Origin of the sequence: Pseudomaricurvus sp. HS19 (assembly GCF_009857815.1) — a bacterium.
Lineage (GTDB): Bacteria > Pseudomonadota > Gammaproteobacteria > Pseudomonadales > Cellvibrionaceae > Pseudomaricurvus.
This window is the reverse complement of sequence record NZ_WVVW01000017.1, coordinates 40,613-60,097: the sequence shown is the minus strand read 5'-3', so window position 1 is coordinate 60,097 and position 19,485 is coordinate 40,613. Positions and strand designations below refer to the sequence as shown.

Here is a 19,485-nt window from a genome sequence, read left to right as displayed (position 1 = left end):
GCGCAAGTCTGGCCCGTACAGGTTCAGGAGGACGGTTCCGGATTAACGGCCGCCCACAGGGTAGTTGGGCGCTTCTTTGGTGATCTGCACGTCATGGACGTGGGATTCACCCATACCAGCCGCGGTCACTCGCACAAACTCCGGTTTGGTACGCATGGTGTCCAGATCCACGCTGCCGGTGTAACCCATGGAAGAGCGCAAGCCACCCATCATCTGGTGCACGATGGCCGCCAGCGGGCCCTTGTACGGCACACGGCCTTCGATCCCTTCCGGCACCAGTTTCTCGGCACCCTGGCTGGCATCCTGGAAATAGCGGTCAGAAGAGCCCTGGGTCTTGGACATGGCTCCCAGGGAGCCCATGCCGCGGTAAGCCTTGTAGGTACGGCCCTGATAGAGTTCCACTTCACCCGGTGCCTCTTCGGTACCGGCAAACATGGAGCCCATCATCACCGCGTGGGCGCCGGCAACGATGGCCTTGGCAATATCACCGGAGAAACGGATGCCACCATCGGCAACCACCGGCACACCGGTACCTTCCAGTGCAGCCACCACATTGGCGATGGCAGAGATCTGCGGCACACCCACACCACTGACGATACGGGTGGTACAGATGGAGCCGGGGCCAATACCCACTTTGACGCCGTCGGCACCGGCTTCAACCAATGCCAGGGCGGCCTCAGCGGTGGCGATATTGCCACCAATCACCTGCACATCGGGGTACTGCTGCTTGATCTTGCGGACGCGGTCCAGCACGTTTTTGGAGTGACCGTGGGCGGTATCCACCACCAGCACGTCAACGCCAGCCGCCACCAGGGCAGCTACGCGATCGTCGGTGTCGGGGCTGGTACCCACAGAGGCACCCACGCGCAGGCGACCTTCAGGATCCTTACAGGCATTGGGGTAGCGCTCGGCCTTGTTGATGTCCTTCACGGTAATCAGGCCACGCAGCTCAAACTGGTCGTTCACCACCAGCACTTTCTCGATGCGGTGCTTGTGCAGCAGCTCGCGCACGGCGTCGGACTCGGTGCCTTCGGCAGCAGTCACCAGCTTCTCTTTGGGTGTCATGATGCTGGATACCTTGGCATCCAGGTTGCGTTCGAAACGCACGTCACGACCGGTGACAATACCCACCAGATCGCCATTATCCAGTACCGGCACGCCGGAGATGTTGTTTTGCTGGGTCAGGGCCACCAGGTCACGGATGCTGGCATTGGCATCGATGGTGATCGGGTCTTTCACCACACCGGCTTCGAATTTCTTCACCGCCCGCACTTCCATGGCCTGCTGCTCGATGGACATGCTCTTGTGGATAATGCCGATACCCCCCTCCTGCGCAATAGCGATGGCCAGGCGTGATTCGGTAACCGTATCCATAGCCGCCGAGACCAGCGGAATGTTCAGATTGATATCCCGGGTCAGCTTGGTCTTCAGGGAGACGTCCTTGGCGGTTATTTCAGAATAACCGGGCACCAGCAAAACGTCGTCAAAGGTCAATGCTTCCTGAGCGATACGCAACATAGGGGGTCAAACCTCAATAACTTGTAATACCCTGCGGAAACGACAGTGCCGGGGCTCACAGCTATCAACTGCGGCCCCTGTAAAATCGCTTAATAACAGGGTACGGGATAAACGCGCAATTATAGGCGAAATCGAGCTAAAGGGAAAACCGTTATATCCCACCGGCAGCCAATTCCCGTGCTTTGTAACAGGTCGACGTGACAGGCTCATTACCCCGCACTTTATCCGGGTTTATCCAACTCTCTGCTCACCTTACCAGTGTAGTCATCGCTTTACCGGAGCGGGGACCGGGTGACACAATGCGGCCATGACTAATGACGCCTTTTTCCACGCCGGTGCCACGCAGCAGCGCCAGATACTCACTGTCGGCCAGCTTAACCGCACGGTCCGGCAGCTGCTGGAAGTTCACCTGCCCCTGATCTGGGTGGAGGGCGAGCTCTCCAACTTCTCCCGCCCCTCCTCCGGGCACTGGTACTTCACCCTCAAGGACAGCGACGCCCAGGTGCGCTGTGCCATGTTCCGCAACCGCAACCAGCTGCTGCGGTTTGCTCCCAAACAGGGGCAAAAGGTTTTAATACGCGCCAGAGTCAGCCTCTACGAGGGCCGTGGCGATTACCAGCTGATTGCCGAGCATATGGAAGAGTCCGGCCTCGGGGCCCTGCAGCAGGCCTTTGACGCCCTCAAACTCAAATTGCAGGCCGAGGGACTGTTCGACCCACGGCACAAACAACCCCTACCCCCGCTGCCGCGCCACATCGGGGTGATTACCTCACCCACCGGTGCCGCCATCCGCGACATCCTGCACGTCACCGCGCGACGCTTCCCCGCCATCCCGGTGTCGGTGTTTCCGGTGGCAGTACAGGGCAGCGAGGCTGCAGGCCAGATAGTACGGGCGCTGGACAGCGCCAACCGCCTCAGCGATTGCGACCTGCTGATTCTCGGCCGTGGCGGTGGCTCACTGGAAGACCTGTGGCCCTTTAACGAAGAGGCCGTGGCCCGGGCCATTTTTGCCAGCCGCATACCGGTGATCAGCGCGGTAGGTCACGAGGTGGATTTCACCATCGCCGATTTTGTCGCTGACCTGCGGGCTCCCACGCCGTCGGCGGCCGCGGAGATGGCCACCCCCAGCGGGGACGAGATGCTGAACCGCTTCTGTGGCTATGAAGTACTGCTGCAAGAGGCCATACAGCGCCGGCTACTGCGTCAGCGGGAGCGCCTGCAGCACCTTTCGGCCCGATTGCAGCACCCGGGGCAGAAACTGCGCGCCCAGGCCCAGCAGCTGGATAACCTGGAGATTCGTCTGCAGCGCGCCATGCACGCCCGGCTGCAACAGCAGGCTCACCGCCTGCAACAACTGAGCGTCCGGCAAACCCATATCGATCCCCGCCGCCGCGTCAGCCAGCAGCAGCTACTGGTGACCCAGCTGCAGCAACGACTGCAACGGCAAATGACGTTCAAACTGAAGGATTGTCGCCAGCAGCTGGCACAGCAGGCGGCGGTACTGGAGAGCGTCAACCCGCTGGCAATCCTGCAGCGCGGCTATTCGGTAACCAAGGATGATCAGGGGACTATTGTCACCCGGGCCTCACAATTACAGCCCGGAGACGTGATACACACCCGCCTTGCAGACGGGCAGGTGCGTTCACGGGTGGAAACCAGCGAGCTGGCAGCGGAAAAGTGAATCAGGAGCCTGTCAGACCGCAGCCGCGGTTGGCCGGCACCGCCACATCCATCATCGCCGGATGCGGCAGGTTCAGTGATGCCATCAGCCGGGCATACTCCTCAGCATCAGCAACCTGCAGGCGGGGGTTGTGGGCCTTCTCCTCCGCCAGGGTACTGCGGGTCCAACCCTTGTAGTCGTGCGCAGGCAGCACCCAGGTGGTCTCCGGCAGTTCCAGCAACCTCTGCAGGCTGTGGTACTGGGCCCGGGCATCGCCGTTCTGGAAGTCCGTCCGACCGGTACCGCGAATCAGCAGCGTGTCTCCGGTAAACAGCAGGTCCCCCAGCTCCGACTGCCAGTAGAAGCTGTAGGAATCATCCGTATGGCCCGGGGTATAGAGCGCCTGCAGGGCGATATCACCCACTACAATCACATCCCCGTCTTTAAAGGTTCTGGAAACACAGGCTACCTGGCTCTGCTCACCCAGCAGGGTGGTACAGCCGGTGAGCTCACGCAATGTGCCGAGCGCGGTCACATGGTCAGCGTGTACATGAGTATCCAGTGCGTAGGAAAGCGTCAGCCCCAGTTCGGACAACAGCCGCAGATACTGCTCCTCCTGCCCCGCCACCGGGTCAATGAGCAGCGCCACCCGGGACTGGGCATCGCCCAGCAAATAGGTATAGGTTGAACTCTCCCGGTCAAACAGCTGACGCCATACAAGGTGACTGCCTGTCATTACTCCCTCCCGGCCTGCGGCCTGATTACTTTTCCGGCAAGATTGGCGATGCCTTCACTCAACCGGACAAAAAAGCTCCTTCAGCAATGCAATCACCCGTACGGCGCTGTCACCCTGAAGTCGGTAGTAGATGTTCTGGGCTTCGCGGCGGGTCGCCACCAGCCCGGAGCGGCGCAAGGACGCCAGGTGCTGGGATAATGCCGATTGACTGAGAGGCACCTGTTCATTGAGCTCGCCCACTGACAACTCACCCTCAGCCAATGCGCACAGGATCATCAACCGGCTCTCATTGGCCAGCTGCTTGAGAAAGGAGGCCGCTTCACAGGCGTTCCCTTGCAAATCCGTCAGGTCCATAGTGCCCTCACCTGTTACCTGGTCCATCATATTAGAAAACCCTAATTCTCACAAACAGCGGCAACCCTCATCGGCTTTTTGCGGCATAAAATGAAATAGTCAACAAAGTCTGGCCCTGCACACACGGCTTTGTAAATATGGCTTTGTAAATATGGATACGTGTACACCGCCGTCAACCTGACATCGAGGATGACCACATGAGCAGCACCTACCCCCAGCTTCATTTCCCTCTGGGCGAAGAGATCGACATGCTCCGCGACAGCGTCCGCCAGTTTGCCCAACAGGAGATTGCCCCCCTCGCTCAGAGTATCGATCGAGACAACCAGTTCCCTATACCCCTGTGGCGCCAGCTCGGCGCCATGGGGCTGCTGGGCATTACCGCCAGCGAAGAGTTTGGCGGCTCCGGCATGGGCTACCTGGCCCACGCCGTCGCCATGGAGGAGATTTCCCGCGCCAGTGCCGCTGTCGGCCTCTCCTACGGCGCCCACTCCAACCTCTGCGTCAACCAGATCCACCGCAACGGCAACCACACCCAGAAAGCCCGCTACCTGCCCGGCCTCTGCAGTGGCGAGCAGATCGGCGCCCTTGCCATGAGCGAACCGGGGGCCGGGTCCGATGTCGTGAGTATGAGCCTCAGGGCGGAAGTCCGCGGTGATCACTACCGCCTCAACGGCAACAAGATGTGGATCACCAATGGCCCCGATGCCCATGTCTACGTGGTCTACGCGAAAACGGACCCCGCTGCCGGCAGCAAGGGGATTACCGCATTTATCGTCGAGCGTGACACCCCAGGCTTCAGCCGCGGCACCAAACTCGACAAGCTCGGCATGCGCGGCTCCAACACCTGCGAGCTGGTTTTTGAGGATTGTGAGGTGCCCCGGGAAAATGTTCTGGGTGGTATCGGCGAGGGTGCCGCGGTGCTGATGTCAGGCCTGGATTACGAACGCACGATTCTCGCCGCCGGTCCGGTGGGGATTATGCAGGCCTGTCTCGATACCGCCCTCCCCTATGTCCACGACCGTCAGCAGTTCGGCCAGCCGATCGGTGAGTTCCAGCTGATCCAGGGCAAGCTCGCTGACATGTACACCGGCCTCTCCGCCAGCCGCGCCTACCTCTATGCCGTGGCCGGCGCCTGCGACCGTGGCCAGTGCAGCCGCAAGGACGCCGCCGGGCTGATTCTCTACACCGCCGAACTGGCCACGCGCATGGCGCTGGACACCATCCAGATCCTGGGCGGCAACGGCTATATCAACGACTTTCCCGCCGGCCGCTTGCTGCGCGATGCCAAGCTCTACGAGATCGGCGCCGGCACCTCGGAGATACGCCGCATGCTGATCGGGCGCGAACTGTTTCAGCAAACCCGCTGAGTGGCGCAGCAATTGCCTATTGGGGTATCAACGGATACCCTTGGGCACTGACAACAATGACAGGTGGTGCAACGGACGCCACTTACAGAGGGAGTTGCCGCGTGTTCGAAGTCGCATACTGGCACTGGGTAGTGTTCGGTGTTCTGTTGATCCTGAGCGAAATTCTGCTCACATCGTTTTTCATTCTCTGGTTTGGTGTGGCTGCCGTCATCATCGGCGCCGTGCTGTTTTTTGTACCGGGCCTGAGCCTCAACGTGCAGATTCTGCTCTGGACCGTGCTGTCGGCGGTGCTGGCCTTTGCCTGGTTCCGTTACCTCAGACCCCTCTCCGTCGACCGCACCAAAGCCGGACTCTCCCGCGAAGCCATCATTGGCGAGACCGGGCAGGTTATCGTCGCCCCCAACGGCGAGCGCCGCGGTCGTATCCGCTTCCCGGTTCCCATCCTCGGCGCCGACGAATGGACCATCATCTCCAAAGAGCCGGTCAGCGATGGTGACCGGGTGCGGGTGGTGGATATTTCCGGTAATACGCTTGTGGTGGAAAAGGCCTGAGCAAGCGAGCTCGGCAACACAAAAATCAAACACATTAAGGAGAAAACATGGACGCGGGTTTGTACGTAGTAATCGCCCTGCTGGTGCTGGTGATTGTCACCATTGGCAAAGGGGTACGACTGGTACCGCAGGGATACAAGTGGGTAGTACAGCGACTGGGCAAGTACCACACCACCCTCAATCCGGGCCTCAACATCCTTATCCCCTATATTGACCAGGTAGCCTACAAGGTCACCACCAAGGACATCGTGCTGGATATCCCCTCGCAGGAAGTGATCACCCGCGATAACGCCGTGATCATTGCCAACGCCGTGGCCTACATCAACATCATCTCCCCGGAGAAAGCCGTCTATGGTGTTGAGGATTACCGCATTGCCATCCAGACCCTGGTGCAAACCACCCTCCGCTCCATCATCGGCGAGATGGACCTGGACGACGCCCTCTCCTCCCGCGACAAGATCAAGGCGCACCTGAAAAACTCCATCTCCGACGATATCTCCGACTGGGGTATTACCCTCAAAACCGTGGAGATCCAGGACATCAACCCATCCGGCACCATGCAGGCGGCGATGGAAGAGCAGGCCGCGGCCGAGCGCGCCCGTCGTGCCACGGTTACCCGCGCCGACGGTGACAAGCAGGCGGCCATTCTGGAGGCAGAGGGCCGCCTGGAAGCCTCCCGCCGCGACGCCGAAGCGCAGGTGGTACTGGCCGAGGCCAGCCAGCGTGCCATCGCCATGGTCACAGAAGCCATTGGTGACAAGGAGATGCCGGTGGTCTACCTGCTGGGGGAGAAGTACGTGAAGTCGCTGGAGAATGTCTCCAAGTCCGGCAACGCCAAGACCGTGGTCTTCCCGGCCGATATTCCTGCCGCCATTCGCGGCCTGATGGGCCGCTGATCCAACCCGTGACCGATAGTGACCGGTGTCACCCCACAACGACACCGGACGCGCTATGCTGAAACTATCTGCCGCTGTCAGGGTCAGCAGATGGAGAGATCTTATTGGATCGCGGTGCGTACTCACTTCCGCAGAAGAAACCTGAAACCAAGCCCGGAGAATGACTATGAAAGCAGTCCCACTCATCACCCTCGCCCTGGTCACCACCCTGTCTGTCGCCGCCAACGCTGAAAAGCCGGAGGGCAAAGGCATGGCAGACAAGGGTATGGAAGGTAAGGCGCAAGCCCAGACCGGCCGCCATGAACTGACCGAAGAAGAGCGCGAGCATTTCCGCAAGATGAAAGAGGAGCGGGAAGAAAAGCAAAAAGAAGAGATGGAAAAGAGCGGCAAACCATCCAAAGACAAGATGAAAGACAAGGAACACAAGAACAAGGAAAAAATGCAGGAAATGGAGCAGGATATGGATCGTGACATGAAGCACGATGGCGCTCCTGGCATGGAAAAGCAGAAGCAGAAGAAAGCCGAGCAGATGCAGAACGAAACTGGCAAAGGCTCCGAAAAAGGCCAGCAGATGCGCGAAGAAAAAAGCAAGAAATGGTGGAAGTTCTGGGGCGAATAAGCTCCCTGGCAGCCACTAAACGGCGACCCGCTCCGACGGGTTTGGCAATACCCCTGCCAGTGACGCTGGCAGGGTGAAGGAGAAAACCATGAAACTTCAGATCAAAACCGTCCTGGTGTCACTGCTGGTACTGCTGGCCGCCGGCTGCAGCACCTTCCCGCCGGAACCTATTGTCGACTACAACCCCGACTATAACTTCTCCGGCATAAAGACCTACCGCATCGTTCACGACGAGTCGGTAAACTCCATGACCCTGGAAGGCGCCCGTATCGAGAAAGCCATCAAGAACGAGATGGCCATGAAAGGTATACAGGAAGTTGCCGGCGGCGAGGATATGCAACTGCGCTTTATGCTGGTGCTGAAAGAGAAGCAGGATATCCAGACCTATGACCGCTTCTACGGCGGTGGCTTTTACAACTGCTGGCGCTGTGGTTATGGCGGCTTCGCCACCACCGACATACAGGTGCGGGAGTACACCGAAGGCCAGCTGGTGATCGACATGGTGGACCCGAAGCTCAAGCGCTCCATCTGGCACACCGTCAGTACCGGCCGGATCAAGGAGAAGATCACTCCACAGGAACGTGATGAGCGAATTAAGGCCATTGTGGCCAGTATGTTCAGCCACTTCCCGCCGGGTAACGACACCCCCTGAGCAGGCGTAAACCTGACCAACAAAAAAGGGCTGCAGTAGCAGCCCTTTTTTACATCTGGCGGCAGTATCGCCGGCCAACTGAATTCAACCCCTCTCCAGCAACACCACTGCGTAGGCAGCAATCCCCTCCCGGCGACCGGTGAAGCCAAGCTTTTCCGTAGTGGTGGCTTTGACATTGACCTGCCCCACATCAGACTCCAGGTCGGCAGCGATACGGAACACCATATCCGCAATGTGAGGAGCCATCTTCGGCGCCTGTGCGACGATGGTCATGTCCGTATTACCGAGCCGGTAACCCGCCGCCTTTACTTTCGCATAGACCATGCGCAGCAGCGCGCGGCTGTCAGCGTTGGCGTAGGCCATGTCCGTGTCGGGGAAATGCTTGCCGATATCCCCCAGAGCCACGGCACCCAGCAGGGCGTCGCACAGGGCGTGCAGCAACACATCGCCATCGGAATGGGCCACCAGCCCGTGGGTGTGCGGAATTGCCACACCACCGATCACGATCTTGTCGCCCGGGCCAAAGGCGTGAACATCATAGCCCTGTCCAATTCTCATCGTCACTTCCTGGGTAATCATCGTTTAGCAGGCGAGGCAGAAGTACGCCATCAGGCTCCGGACTCTTCCGCCGCCAGTTGCTGCAGGATCAGTTCCGCCATGGGCAGGTCTTCCGGGCGAGTGATTTTGATATTGTCACGACGCCCTTCCACCATCAACGGTACGTAGCCCGCCAGCTCCACCGCCGAAGCTTCGTCAGTGATAACCGCTTCCGCCTGCAGGGCCAGACGCAATGCTTTCAGCAATACACCAAAGCGAAACATTTGCGGCGTCTGTGCCTGCCACAACACCTGGCGATCCACTGTCTCTTCAATACCGTAATTATCGTTCAGGCGCTTGATGGTGTCGCTGACCGGAACACCGAGGATGCCTCCGGCCAGATGCTCCTGCAGCTCATCCACCAGGTTGCCAATGTCGGCGATAGTGACGCAGGGCCGGGCCGCGTCATGCACCATCACCCAGTCCAGGGGCTGCAGCTCCGACTCCAGCTCGTACAAACCATTAAGCACGGAATCGCAGCGCTCCGCGCCGCCACTGACCACACGTACCAGGGGATTATTTACAGCCGGGATATCGCGCCAGAGCGTGTCAAAAGGACTGACCACCAGCACCAGACCGCGGAGCTGTGGCAATTGCAGCAGTCGCTGCAGCGTCTGTTGCAGCACGGTTGAGCCTGCCAGTGGCAGGTATTGCTTGGGCTTGTCGGCACCCATGCGCCGGCCAACACCGGCAGCGGGCACTATGACCCAGTAACCACCCTCAGCTTGCACGGGCTGTTTATCTCCCCTTGGCCTTATCCGGCTCTACTACCATGAAGAAGGTCTCGTCAGACTTGACCATACCGAGATCCTCACGCGCCCGCTCCTCCACCGCATCCAGGCCCGACTTCAGCGCCTCTACCTCGGCGGCGATTACCGCATTGCGCTGTTTGAGCGTTTCATTTTCCAGGCTCTGAGCCTCAATCTCCTGACCAAGGCGAACCACGTCCGCCATACTGCCCTCACCCACCCAGAGGCGGAATTGCAGCGCAATCAGCAGCAGTAACAAAACCGGAAACAGCCATTTCATGGTGACAGGAAATACTCAAGCCAAACTGCTGTGATGGTAAAGGAATCCAGGCCAAACGCAAAACAGGCCAGGCAACAAAACTGGCCGCCCAAACAAAACAGGCCGCCCAAAAGCAAACAGGCCGGAAGTCCCGGCCTGTTTTATTGGGTGCAGCAGGAGGCTTACGCCTTGCTGAACTCTGCGATACCACGGTAAGGCGCGGCAGCGGTGCCCAGCTCGGCCTCAATGCGCAGCAGACGGTTGTACTTGGAGACACGATCGGAGCGGCACAGGGAGCCAGTCTTGATCTGGCCAGCGGCAGTTGCCACGGCCAGGTCAGCGATGGTGGTGTCTTCGGTCTCACCGGAACGGTGGGAAATCACCGCGGTGTATCCGGCATCCTTGGCCATCTTGATGGCGTCCAGGGTCTCGGACAGGGAACCAATCTGGTTGAACTTGATAAGGATGGAGTTGGCGATGCTCTTCTCGATACCTTCTTTCAGGATCTTGGTGTTGGTCACGAACAGGTCGTCACCCACCAGCTGGATTTTGTCGCCCAGTTTCTCGGTCTGGTATTTCCAGCCGGCCCAGTCGGATTCGTCCTGGCCATCTTCGATGGAGATGATCGGGTACTGGTCGCACAGCTCAGCCAGGTAGTCGCTGAAGCCTTCCGAAGTGAATACCTTGCCTTCGCCGGACAGATCGTACTTGCCGTCCTTGTAGAATTCGGAAGAGGCGCAATCCAGGGCCAGGGTAACATCGGTACCCAGCTTGTAACCGGCCAGTTCGGTAGCTTCCTTGATCACCGCCAGCGCGTCGGCGTTGGAGGCCAGGTTAGGGGCAAAACCACCTTCGTCACCAACAGCGGTGTTGAGGCCTTTGCTGCTCAGCACTTTTTTCAGGGCGTGGAAAATCTCGGCACCCACCTGCAGGGCTTCGGTGAAGCTCTTGGCGGCCACTGGCTGCACCATGAACTCCTGAATGTCGACGTTGTTGTCGGCGTGCTCACCACCGTTGATGATGTTCATCATCGGCACAGGCATGGTGTACTGGCCCGGAGTACCGTTTACTTCAGCAATGTGAGCGTAGAGAGGGATACCCTTGTCCGCCGCGGCAGCCTTGGCTGCAGCCAGGGAGACGGCGAGGATAGCGTTCGCACCCAGGTTGGCTTTGTTTTCAGTACCATCGGCATCGATCATGGCCTGGTCCAGCGCACGCTGGTCCGCCACATCCATGCCCACCAGCAGGGACTTGATGGTGGTGTTGACGTTTGCCACCGCTTTCAGAACACCTTTGCCCAGATAGCGGCTCTTGTCGCCATCGCGCAGCTCCAGGGCTTCACGGGAGCCGGTGGAGGCGCCGGAAGGTGCGCAGGCAGAACCGACAACGCCGGATTCCAGGATTACATCGGCATTGACCGTGGGATTGCCCCGGGAGTCGAGCACCTCGTAGGCTTTCACATCAACAATCTTGGTCATTTCAGCAAACTCTCCGTTTGTTTTTTGTTGAAATGCGGAAGACCGGCAAACAATCACGCCGGCATTCTGCGTTTCGATTTATGGATTTAATTAAATCGGTTCAGCACCAGCCGCTGCGTCCCTCAGCGGATATCCAGCTCAGGCAGGCTCTTGACTACCTGGTCAATGGCCTGCATCTGCTGCAGGAAAGGCTCCAGCGCCGCCAGAGGCAGGGCGCTCGGGCCGTCACATTTGGCATTATCGGGATCCGGATGGGCCTCAAGGAACAGGCCGCCAATACCCAGCGCCATACCCGCCCGGCCCAGCTCCGCCACCTGGTGGCGACGGCCGCCGGAAGCGGCACCCATGGGGTCACGGCACTGCAGGGCGTGGGTGACGTCAAAGATAATCGGCGCGCCGTCACTCACCTCTTTCATGGTGCGGAAGCCGAGCATGTCCACCACCAGGTTGTCGTAACCGAAGTTGGAGCCGCGCTCACACAACATCACCTTGTCGTTACCGCATTCGCGGAACTTGTCGATGATGTTTTTCATTTGTGGCGGACTGAGGAATTGGGGTTTCTTGACGTTAATCACGGCGCCAGTGGCGGCCATCGCTGCCACCAGGTCGGTCTGCCGGGCGAGAAACGCCGGCAGCTGGATCACATCACACACCTCGGCTACCGGAGCCGCCTGATAGCACTCGTGCACATCGGTAATCACCGGCACGTTGAAGGTCTTTTTGATCTCTTCAAAGATTTTCAGCCCCTGCTCCATACCCGGTCCACGGAAGGAGTAGATGGAGGAGCGGTTGGCCTTGTCAAAGGAGGCCTTGAAGACATAGGGAATACCCAGCTTCTCGGTGACTTTCACATAGTGCTCGGCCACCTGCATGGCCATGTCGCGGGACTCCAGTACGTTCATGCCACCAAACAGCACAAACGGCTTGTCGTTGGCAACCGGAATGCCCTGAACCTCAATCACCTTGCTTTGCATATCAGCCATTCTCCCGCTTGTGCTGCAGGGCAGCTTCTATGTAGCTGCTGAACAGTTTGTGGCCATCCCGCGGCGTGGAAGTAAATTCCGGGTGGAACTGACAGGCGACGAACCAGGGGTGGTCTTCCAGCTCTACCATCTCCACCAGGTTGTCGTCGGCGGACCAGCCACCGATCTTCAGGCCGGCCTTCTGCAGCTGGTCGACGTAGTTGTTGTTCACCTCATAGCGGTGACGGTGACGCTCAAGAATCACGTCTTCGCCATAGATGTCACGGGCCTTGGAGCCGGTTACCAGACGACACTCCTGACCACCGAGACGCATGGTGCCACCCAGGTCGGAGGCTTCGTCACGCTTCTCCACATCACCTTCAGCAGTCACCCACTCGGTAATCAGGCCGATCACCGGGTTCTTGGTGTGACGGTCAAACTCGGTGCTGTTGGCGTCTTTCAGGCCCAGCACATTGCGGGCGAACTCGATCACCACCGACTGCATCCCCAGGCAGATGCCCAGGTACGGAATTTTGTTCTCACGGGCGTAGCGCACGGAGGTCAGCTTGCCTTCCATGCCGCGCTCGCCGAAGCCACCCGGTACCAGGATCGCATCGGCGCCTTCGATCAGGCTGGTGCCCTGGGTTTCCACGTCTTCAGCGTTGATGAAGTTGATATTGACCTTGGTACTGGCGTGGATGCCGGCGTGGGTCAGGGCCTCAATCAGGGATTTGTAGGCGTCCAGCAGCTCCATGTACTTGCCCACCATGGCGATGGTGACTTCGTGCTGCGGGTTGAGCTTGCCATCTTCCACCCGGTGCCATTCGGAGAGGTCGGCCTCCGGCGCTTCCAGGCCAAAGTTTTCCAGGACGATCTGGTCCAGGTTGTAGTCTTTCAGCATCTGCGGGATAGAGTAGATGGTCCTGGCATCCGGCAGCGGGATAACCGCGCGCTCTTCCACGTTGGTGAAGAGGGCGATCTTGCGGCGGGAGTCGGCATCCACTTCGCGCTCGGAGCGGCAGATGAGGATCTCCGGCTGCACACCGATGGAGCGCAGCTCCTTCACGGAGTGCTGGGTCGGTTTGGTCTTGGTTTCGCCGGCGGTGGCAATATAAGGCACCAGGGTCAGGTGAATCCACTGGGCACGGGTACGACCCAACTCCACCTTCAGCTGACGGGCGGCTTCCAGGAACGGCTGGGACTCGATGTCACCCACGGTACCGCCGATCTCCACCAGGGCAATGTCGTAGCCCTTGCCACCTTCGAGGATGCGACGCTTGATCTCGTCGGTGATGTGCGGGATCACCTGCACGGTACCGCCCAGGTAGTCACCGCGACGCTCCTTGCGCAGTACGGTCTCGTAGACGCGGCCAGTGGTGAAGTTGTTGCGGCGGGTCATGCGGGTGCGGATGAAGCGCTCGTAGTGACCCAGATCCAGGTCGGTCTCCGCGCCATCTTCAGTCACAAACACTTCGCCGTGCTGGAACGGGCTCATGGTGCCCGGATCGACGTTGATGTAGGGATCCAGCTTGAGCACGGTTACCTTCAGGCCCCGGGCCTCAAGAATGGCGCCCAGAGAAGCGGAGGCGATGCCTTTGCCCAATGAAGAAACAACACCGCCGGTAACGAAGATATATCGCGTCATGAAGAACCTTGCTGATTAAACGATCATTTTTGGTTTGGGCTGGATGGCTGCCCTCGGGTACGCAACGGCACGAAAACCGGCGCACCCTACAGCGGCATACCGCAGCGCCTGTCGTACTGCTTCGACAGGCCTCTGGAGCGGTCCCGGAGAGACCTGCTTACAGCGCTTGCGGCTAGCCCTAAAGATGGGACGCCAGTCTACCGGAAACCCTCTGGTGGCTCAACGAAAAATGGCCCGCCAGCCACACCCCCGGACCGCCCTTGCTCAGGCCGGCCGATACTCCCACCGCAGCCGTACACCCGGGCCGGAACCACTCTCCCAGCCGCGGCAGCACCAGAGATCCCCCACCGCCACTATCTCACCTTCCAGTGTAGTAATAATTGGCAGCTGTGGGCGCAGCCAGGGCGCCACACCCGCCTCCTGCAGCAGCTTCTTGAGAACCTGGGAGTGGCTGCGTCCAGCGGGGTGACAACGCTCCCCGCCGCGGCGGGCCTGCACCAGCACACCCTGGGACGGCCAGCGCCAGCCACCGCTGGTTACTGTTTCCAGCTGCAGCTCCCAGCTGCCCCAGCGCAGCGGGGTGCTGCCATCCCAGCCCAGGGGGTCGCCAGGCACAGGGCTTTGCAGGTCGGGCAACAGCCACAGGCGCTGCCGGTGTACCTGCAGGCGCACGTCCCGCCAGCTCACCTCCGCCTCGCTGTCTGACCGCCCCGGCACCAGCTGTGACTCCACCTCCTGCAGATGCACCTTTTCCGGCAGTGCCCGCCCCTGCTGCTGCAGCCACAGCCGCAACACATTACCGCGTCGAAAAGGCGTCAGCCCCTGCAGGGCCGCCATCTCAAGACTGGCACCTTCCCGGCTCCGCTCCGGCTGGCAAGCCGCCAGATCCGCCACCGCCACCTCTTCCACCAGCGCCGCGGTCTCCTCACACAGATCGGCGGTCTGCTGCCATTGGCGCCGGAAACCGGGCCAACGCTCCTGCAGCAGGGGCATGACCTGCAGGCGCAGGTAGTTGCGGTCAAAGTGGGTCTGGCTGTTGCTGTCGTCTTCTACCCATTGCAGGTTGCGGCGCTGCGCCTCCTGTTCCAGCTGCTGGCGACTGCAGCCGAGCAGCGGCCTCAGCAGGAATCCCTGCCCCAGCGCCCTCTCTTTCTGAATGCCTGCCAGACCTGTCACCCCGGTGCCGCGCATCAGGCGCAGCAGCAGGGTCTCCGCCTGGTCATCCAGGTGATGCCCCAGCAGCAGGCCGTCACCTGGCTGCAACAGTGTCTCAAACGCCTGGTAGCGGGCCTCACGGGCGGCGGCCTCCACCCCCTGGCCACCCACCTGCACATCGACCGCCAGGGCAGTAAATGGTATCTGCCACTGCCGGCAGAGTGCTTCGCAGTGGCGTTGCCACTCGTCAGCGTGGGCGGAGAGCCCATGGTGGATGTAGACACAGTGCACCGGCACGGCCAGTTGCAGGTCACGCACACAGGCAGCCAGCAGGGTGGAATCGAGGCCGCCACTGAGCCCGATCCACCAACGGCGTACGTCAGGGTATGACGCCAGCGTCCGGCGCAGCTGTTCCATGAGATCCAACATAATGATTTGTGACTCGCCTCCGGGGCCGGGTTTTGGCAATTCTAACAGCTGACCTACAATGGCCCCACATTCAACCGCCCTGACAGCCCGTTCAGTGCACTGCAATCAGAATAAGCCGCATATTATGAATTCAAACACCACCGCCGATCTTCCGTACGGCAGCTGGCCATCTATCGTTCACGCCTCCCTGCTCACCCGCCAGAGTGTCAAACTGGGGGAGCCGCAGCTGACCGGCAAAGGGGCCTGGTGGGTGGAGTCGCGCCCGGAAGAGAAAGGTCGCAGTGTGCTGATGTTTCTGCCCCAGGGTGCCAACGAGCCTGAGGAACCGCTGCCCATCTCTGTCGGCGTGCGTACCCGCGCCCACGAATATGGCGGCGCCAGTTACCTGGCCACCGACGAGGCCCTGTTCTACGTTGATGCTATCGACCAGCGGCTCTACGAAGTTATCAATGGTGAAGTTATCAATGGTAAGCCCCGACCACTGACCCCGGCCGGCGACTACCGCTACGCCGACCTGTGGCTGGACGCCCCACGCCAGCGCTTGCTGGCGGTGCGCGAAGACCATCGCGCCAAACTGGCGGGCACCGCGAAAGAGGAGACCAATGAACTGGTTGCCATCTCCCTCGGCGCAGAGCCTCAGGTTGAGGTGCTGGCCAGTGGCCACGACTTCTTCTCCAACCCCCGGGTTTCCCCCAATGGCCGTTACCTGAGCTGGCTCAGCTGGGATCACCCCCACATGCCCTGGGACAGCAGCCAGTGCTGGCTGGCACCACTGGATGAGGCGGGTAACCCCCAGCCCCCCATGCTGATCGCCGGCTTTGGTGCCGAATCCGTCTTCCAGCCCCAGTGGAGCCCGGACAACCAGCTTTACCTGGTATCGGACCGCAACGACTGGTGGAATCTCTACCGCTGCGATCCCGAGCATCCCAAACAGCCACTGCAAGCCATCGCCCCCGGACCTGCGGAGTTCGCCACCCCGCAGTGGGTGTTCGGTATGTCCACCTACGGGTTTCTCTCCGCCACCGAGCTGCTCTGCTGTTTTACCCAGCAGGGCCAGTGGCAGCTGGCCACCCTGGACCTGGGCAGTAACCAGTTGCAACCACTGGAGAGCCCGTTTACCGATATCGGCCAGATCCGCTGCCACAACGGTCGCGCCCTGTTACTGGCGGCCAGCCCCACCAGTGCCACCCGACTGCTGGGGTTTGATGGCGAGCAATTGCAAACCATCGCCCGCTCCTCCTCCACACCGCTGGCGGCAGAGTGGATCAGCAGCGCCCAGCCGGTCACCTTTAACAGTGGTGTCGGCGCCGAGGCCCACGGCTTCTATTACCCGCCGGTGAATCCGGACTGCCGTGCACCGGAGGGCACCCTGCCACCACTGATTGTGATGTGTCACGGCGGCCCCACCGGCTCGGCGGAAACCGGCCTCAACCTGAAGATTCAGTACTGGACCAGTCGCGGTTTCGCAGTGATGGATGTTAACTACCGGGGCAGCACCGGTTACGGCCGCCACTACCGCGAGCAACTTAACGGTGCCTGGGGATTACACGATGTGGAAGATGCCTGTGCCGCCGCCGACTACCTGATTGACCAGGGACTGGCCGCTCCCGACAGGATTGCCATCCGCGGCTCCAGCGCCGGCGGCTATACCGTACTGGCCGCTCTCACCTTCAGTGACCGGTTCAACGCCGGTGCCAGCCTCTATGGCATCGGCGACCTGGAGACCCTGGCGCAGGATACCCACAAGTTCGAATCCCGCTACCTCGACTCCCTGGTTGGCCCCTACCCTCAGCAGCAGGTGATCTACCAGCAGCGCTCCCCTATCCATCACACGGAGCAACTGAACTGCCCGGTCATTTTCTTCCAGGGACTGGACGACAAGGTGGTTCCCCCCAACCAGGCCGAAGCCATGGTGGCAGCACTGGACCGCAAGCAGATACCGGTAGCCTATGTGCCCTTTGCCGGCGAGGGCCACGGCTTCCGCGGCGCCGACGCCATACAACGCAGTCTGGAGGCGGAGTGGAGTTTTTACGGGCAGGTGTTTGGCTTTGCGGTAGATGACACCATCGAACCCGTGGCAGTACGTCACCTCAACAAAGGGGAGAGATCCTGATGGGTCGCTGGCGTCCGCCGAGACAACGGGGCTCGGCCTACATCACTCCCGCCGGCGCCCGCGCCCTGCAGGAAGAGCTGACCCAACTGTGGAAAGTGGAGCGCCCGCAGGTCACCGACGCTGTACATCAGGCGGCCAAAAACGGTGACCGCTCGGAGAACGGCGACTACATCTACGGCAAACGGCGACTGCGGGAGATCGACAGTCGCGTGCGTTTTCTCTCCAAGCGACTGGAAGAGCTCACCGTTGTCGATCGCATTCCCGATGAGCGCAACAAGGTCTTCTTCGGCGCCTGGGTGACGCTGGTGGATGAGGACGACAACGAAACCACCTACCAGATCGTCGGCCCCGATGAGTTCAACGTCAAAGCCGGCAAGCTCAGCGTGGACTCACCGCTGGCCCGCCAGCTGCTGGGCAAGTATCTGGACGATGAAATCCTGTTGCGGACACCCGAAGGCGAACGCCAGTACGACATCATCGCCATTGAATACAAACCCTACGCCTGATCGATCGTCTATACTGGGGGCCTGAAAGGATTTCGCGCCCCACACCTACAAGGAGGTAGACGATGGCACAGTACACCCTCTATTTTGCAACCAACCGCGGCCATGAAGGTAAAGACCGTTGGCACCCCAGCGGTTATGGCCCTGGCTTCAGCAGTGATGGTTACGACAACCTGCGCTTCGGCAAACTCACCATCAAGGCGGATACAGACGACGTCAAAAAGTTGCTGGCGCAGACGGAAGAAAAAGACCCGCGGCGCACAGGCAACGGTGAAAAACTTGCCGGACTGCTGGGCAAGGCGGCTGAAAAAGCGGCCATTACCGCCTTTCCCGACAGCGTCACCCAGGCTAACCCCGACAACAAAAAAGTTACCGAACAGAAAAACGCCTCGGCGGACATGTTTCGGGAAATCAAGGCGATCATGGAAGAGACCAACGATGTGCTGGTCTACATCCACGGTTTCAACGTCTCCTGGAGCGAGGCGGTGGGCTCTGCACTGGCGCTGGAGTTAATGCTCAATCGTCCGTCGCAGATGCCGGCCAACCCGGTGCCCGACAAACAGAAAAGCGTCAAGGTGATCCTGTTCAGCTGGCCTTCGGACGGCAAGATGATTCCGTGGCGCTCCTACACCTCGGATCGCAAGGATGCCCGCCGCTCCGGCGAGGCCGTCGGTCGCGCCATTCTCAAACTGCGCGACTTCCTGATCCAGCTGCGTGTGGACGCCCGCAAACAGGAGCAACGGCTGTGCAAGCAGTCCATGCACCTGCTCTGCCACTCCATGGGTAACTATGTGCTGCAAAACAGCCTGGATAAATTGCTGGAACACCTGACCAGCAATCACCTGCCGCGCCTGTTCGAAAACATCTTTATGTGTGCGGCGGACGTGGATGACAATGTGTTTGAAAACGGCAAGCCCATGGTGCGACTGCCGGAGATCTGCCGCAACGTTTATATCTATTCCAACCGCGGGGATACGGCGCTGAAAATTTCCGATGCCACCAAGGGCAACCCGGATCGCCTCGGCCACGATGGCCCCTCAAGGCCACAGGCCCTGCACCACAAGATCAACCAGATCGACTGCTCCAACATAGTCACCGGCTTTGTGGAGCACAGCTACTACCTGTGGGCCACGGTCAACGAAGACATCGACCAGACCCTGCACTGCATTGCCGAAGACGACCAGAGCCTGCGCCGGCGCCGGCGCAAGGCCGATGGTCTGAACGTCTGGAAGCTGACCTGAT

At 60.2% G+C, this 19,485-nt stretch carries 19 protein-coding genes; 9 read left to right on the top strand and 10 right to left on the bottom strand.

Features of this window, described 5'->3' with window-relative positions; all coding sequences use genetic code 11:
* Positions 1 to 42: 42 nt before the first annotated feature.
* Positions 43 to 1,518: an IMP dehydrogenase gene (gene guaB, locus GSF27_RS16990; protein ID WP_160971257.1), complete on the bottom strand. Its 1,476-nt coding sequence runs from the start codon at positions 1,516 to 1,518 to the stop codon at positions 43 to 45.
* Between the two features lie 307 nt (positions 1,519 to 1,825).
* Here guaB and xseA point away from each other — a divergent pair, with 307 nt between their 5' ends.
* Positions 1,826 to 3,199 (top strand): exodeoxyribonuclease VII large subunit, encoded by a 1,374-nt coding sequence (gene xseA, locus GSF27_RS16985; protein ID WP_160971256.1) that lies wholly within the window; start codon positions 1,826 to 1,828, stop codon positions 3,197 to 3,199.
* Between the two features lies 1 nt (position 3,200).
* On the opposite strand, the gene GSF27_RS16980 is transcribed toward xseA, so the two are convergent.
* Together GSF27_RS16980 and GSF27_RS16975 are read right to left on the bottom strand one after the other, a co-directional pair.
* Entirely contained in the window at positions 3,201 to 3,914 is a 714-nt protein-coding gene (locus tag GSF27_RS16980; protein WP_160971255.1) for an MBL fold metallo-hydrolase, read from the bottom strand.
* A gap of 54 nt (positions 3,915 to 3,968) precedes the next feature.
* Positions 3,969 to 4,298 carry a helix-turn-helix transcriptional regulator gene (locus GSF27_RS16975; RefSeq protein ID WP_237457622.1) on the bottom strand — a complete coding sequence of 110 codons (330 nt, stop codon included), beginning with the start codon at positions 4,296 to 4,298 and terminating at the stop codon, positions 3,969 to 3,971.
* A gap of 167 nt (positions 4,299 to 4,465) precedes the next feature.
* On the opposite strand from GSF27_RS16975, the gene GSF27_RS16970 reads away from it, so the two are divergent.
* The 5 genes from GSF27_RS16970 to GSF27_RS16950 all read left to right on the top strand — a co-directional run bounded on the left by GSF27_RS16970 (position 4,466) and on the right by GSF27_RS16950 (position 8,353).
* Positions 4,466 to 5,635 carry an isovaleryl-CoA dehydrogenase gene (locus GSF27_RS16970; RefSeq protein WP_160971254.1) on the top strand — a complete coding sequence of 390 codons (1,170 nt, stop codon included), beginning with the start codon at positions 4,466 to 4,468 and terminating at the stop codon, positions 5,633 to 5,635.
* A gap of 101 nt (positions 5,636 to 5,736) precedes the next feature.
* Entirely contained in the window at positions 5,737 to 6,186 is a 450-nt protein-coding gene (locus GSF27_RS16965; RefSeq protein WP_202410525.1) for an NfeD family protein, read from the top strand.
* A 47-nt stretch (positions 6,187 to 6,233) separates the two neighbouring features.
* A complete protein-coding gene (locus tag GSF27_RS16960) occupies positions 6,234 to 7,082 on the top strand; it encodes an SPFH domain-containing protein (RefSeq protein WP_160971252.1) in 849 nt (282 codons plus the stop codon).
* A gap of 166 nt (positions 7,083 to 7,248) precedes the next feature.
* Positions 7,249 to 7,701, top strand: a complete 453-nt coding sequence (locus tag GSF27_RS16955) for a hypothetical protein (RefSeq protein WP_160971251.1) — start codon at positions 7,249 to 7,251, stop codon at positions 7,699 to 7,701.
* Between the two features lie 88 nt (positions 7,702 to 7,789).
* Positions 7,790 to 8,353, top strand: coding sequence for a DUF4136 domain-containing protein (locus GSF27_RS16950; RefSeq protein WP_160971250.1), 564 nt, complete (start codon positions 7,790 to 7,792; stop codon positions 8,351 to 8,353).
* A gap of 84 nt (positions 8,354 to 8,437) precedes the next feature.
* Here the strand turns inward: GSF27_RS16950 and ispF are convergent, their stop codons facing one another.
* The 7 genes from ispF to tilS form a co-directional block, all read right to left on the bottom strand.
* Positions 8,438 to 8,911, bottom strand: a complete 474-nt coding sequence (gene ispF / locus GSF27_RS16945) for a 2-C-methyl-D-erythritol 2,4-cyclodiphosphate synthase (protein WP_160971249.1) — start codon at positions 8,909 to 8,911, stop codon at positions 8,438 to 8,440.
* A 50-nt stretch (positions 8,912 to 8,961) separates the two neighbouring features.
* Positions 8,962 to 9,681: a 2-C-methyl-D-erythritol 4-phosphate cytidylyltransferase gene (gene ispD / locus GSF27_RS16940; protein ID WP_370462627.1), complete on the bottom strand. Its 720-nt coding sequence runs from the start codon at positions 9,679 to 9,681 to the stop codon at positions 8,962 to 8,964.
* A gap of 7 nt (positions 9,682 to 9,688) precedes the next feature.
* Positions 9,689 to 9,979: a cell division protein FtsB gene (gene ftsB / locus GSF27_RS16935; RefSeq protein ID WP_160971248.1), complete on the bottom strand. Its 291-nt coding sequence runs from the start codon at positions 9,977 to 9,979 to the stop codon at positions 9,689 to 9,691.
* A gap of 161 nt (positions 9,980 to 10,140) precedes the next feature.
* Positions 10,141 to 11,436, bottom strand: coding sequence for a phosphopyruvate hydratase (gene eno, locus GSF27_RS16930; RefSeq protein WP_160971247.1), 1,296 nt, complete (start codon positions 11,434 to 11,436; stop codon positions 10,141 to 10,143).
* Between the two features lie 122 nt (positions 11,437 to 11,558).
* Positions 11,559 to 12,410, bottom strand: a complete 852-nt coding sequence (gene kdsA, locus GSF27_RS16925) for a 3-deoxy-8-phosphooctulonate synthase (protein ID WP_160971293.1) — start codon at positions 12,408 to 12,410, stop codon at positions 11,559 to 11,561.
* A gap of 1 nt (position 12,411) precedes the next feature.
* Positions 12,412 to 14,043: a CTP synthase gene (locus tag GSF27_RS16920; RefSeq protein ID WP_160971246.1), complete on the bottom strand. Its 1,632-nt coding sequence runs from the start codon at positions 14,041 to 14,043 to the stop codon at positions 12,412 to 12,414.
* Between the two features lie 264 nt (positions 14,044 to 14,307).
* Positions 14,308 to 15,627, bottom strand: coding sequence for a tRNA lysidine(34) synthetase TilS (gene tilS, locus GSF27_RS16915; RefSeq protein ID WP_160971245.1), 1,320 nt, complete (start codon positions 15,625 to 15,627; stop codon positions 14,308 to 14,310).
* Between the two features lie 124 nt (positions 15,628 to 15,751).
* On the opposite strand from tilS, the gene GSF27_RS16910 reads away from it, so the two are divergent.
* The 3 genes from GSF27_RS16910 (at position 15,752) to GSF27_RS16900 (ending at position 19,484) form a co-directional block, all read left to right on the top strand.
* Complete coding sequence (locus GSF27_RS16910) at positions 15,752 to 17,740, top strand: S9 family peptidase (RefSeq protein ID WP_160971244.1); 1,989 nt, start codon at positions 15,752 to 15,754, stop codon at positions 17,738 to 17,740.
* The gene (gene greB, locus GSF27_RS16905; protein ID WP_160971243.1) at positions 17,740 to 18,246 is read left to right on the top strand and encodes a transcription elongation factor GreB; all 507 of its coding nucleotides are present in this window, start codon (positions 17,740 to 17,742) and stop codon (positions 18,244 to 18,246) included. Before GSF27_RS16910 ends, greB begins: the two co-directional genes overlap by 1 nt.
* Positions 18,247 to 18,308: 62 nt before the next feature.
* Positions 18,309 to 19,484, top strand: a complete 1,176-nt coding sequence (locus GSF27_RS16900) for an alpha/beta hydrolase (RefSeq protein WP_160971242.1) — start codon at positions 18,309 to 18,311, stop codon at positions 19,482 to 19,484.
* Position 19,485: the final 1 nt, after the last annotated feature.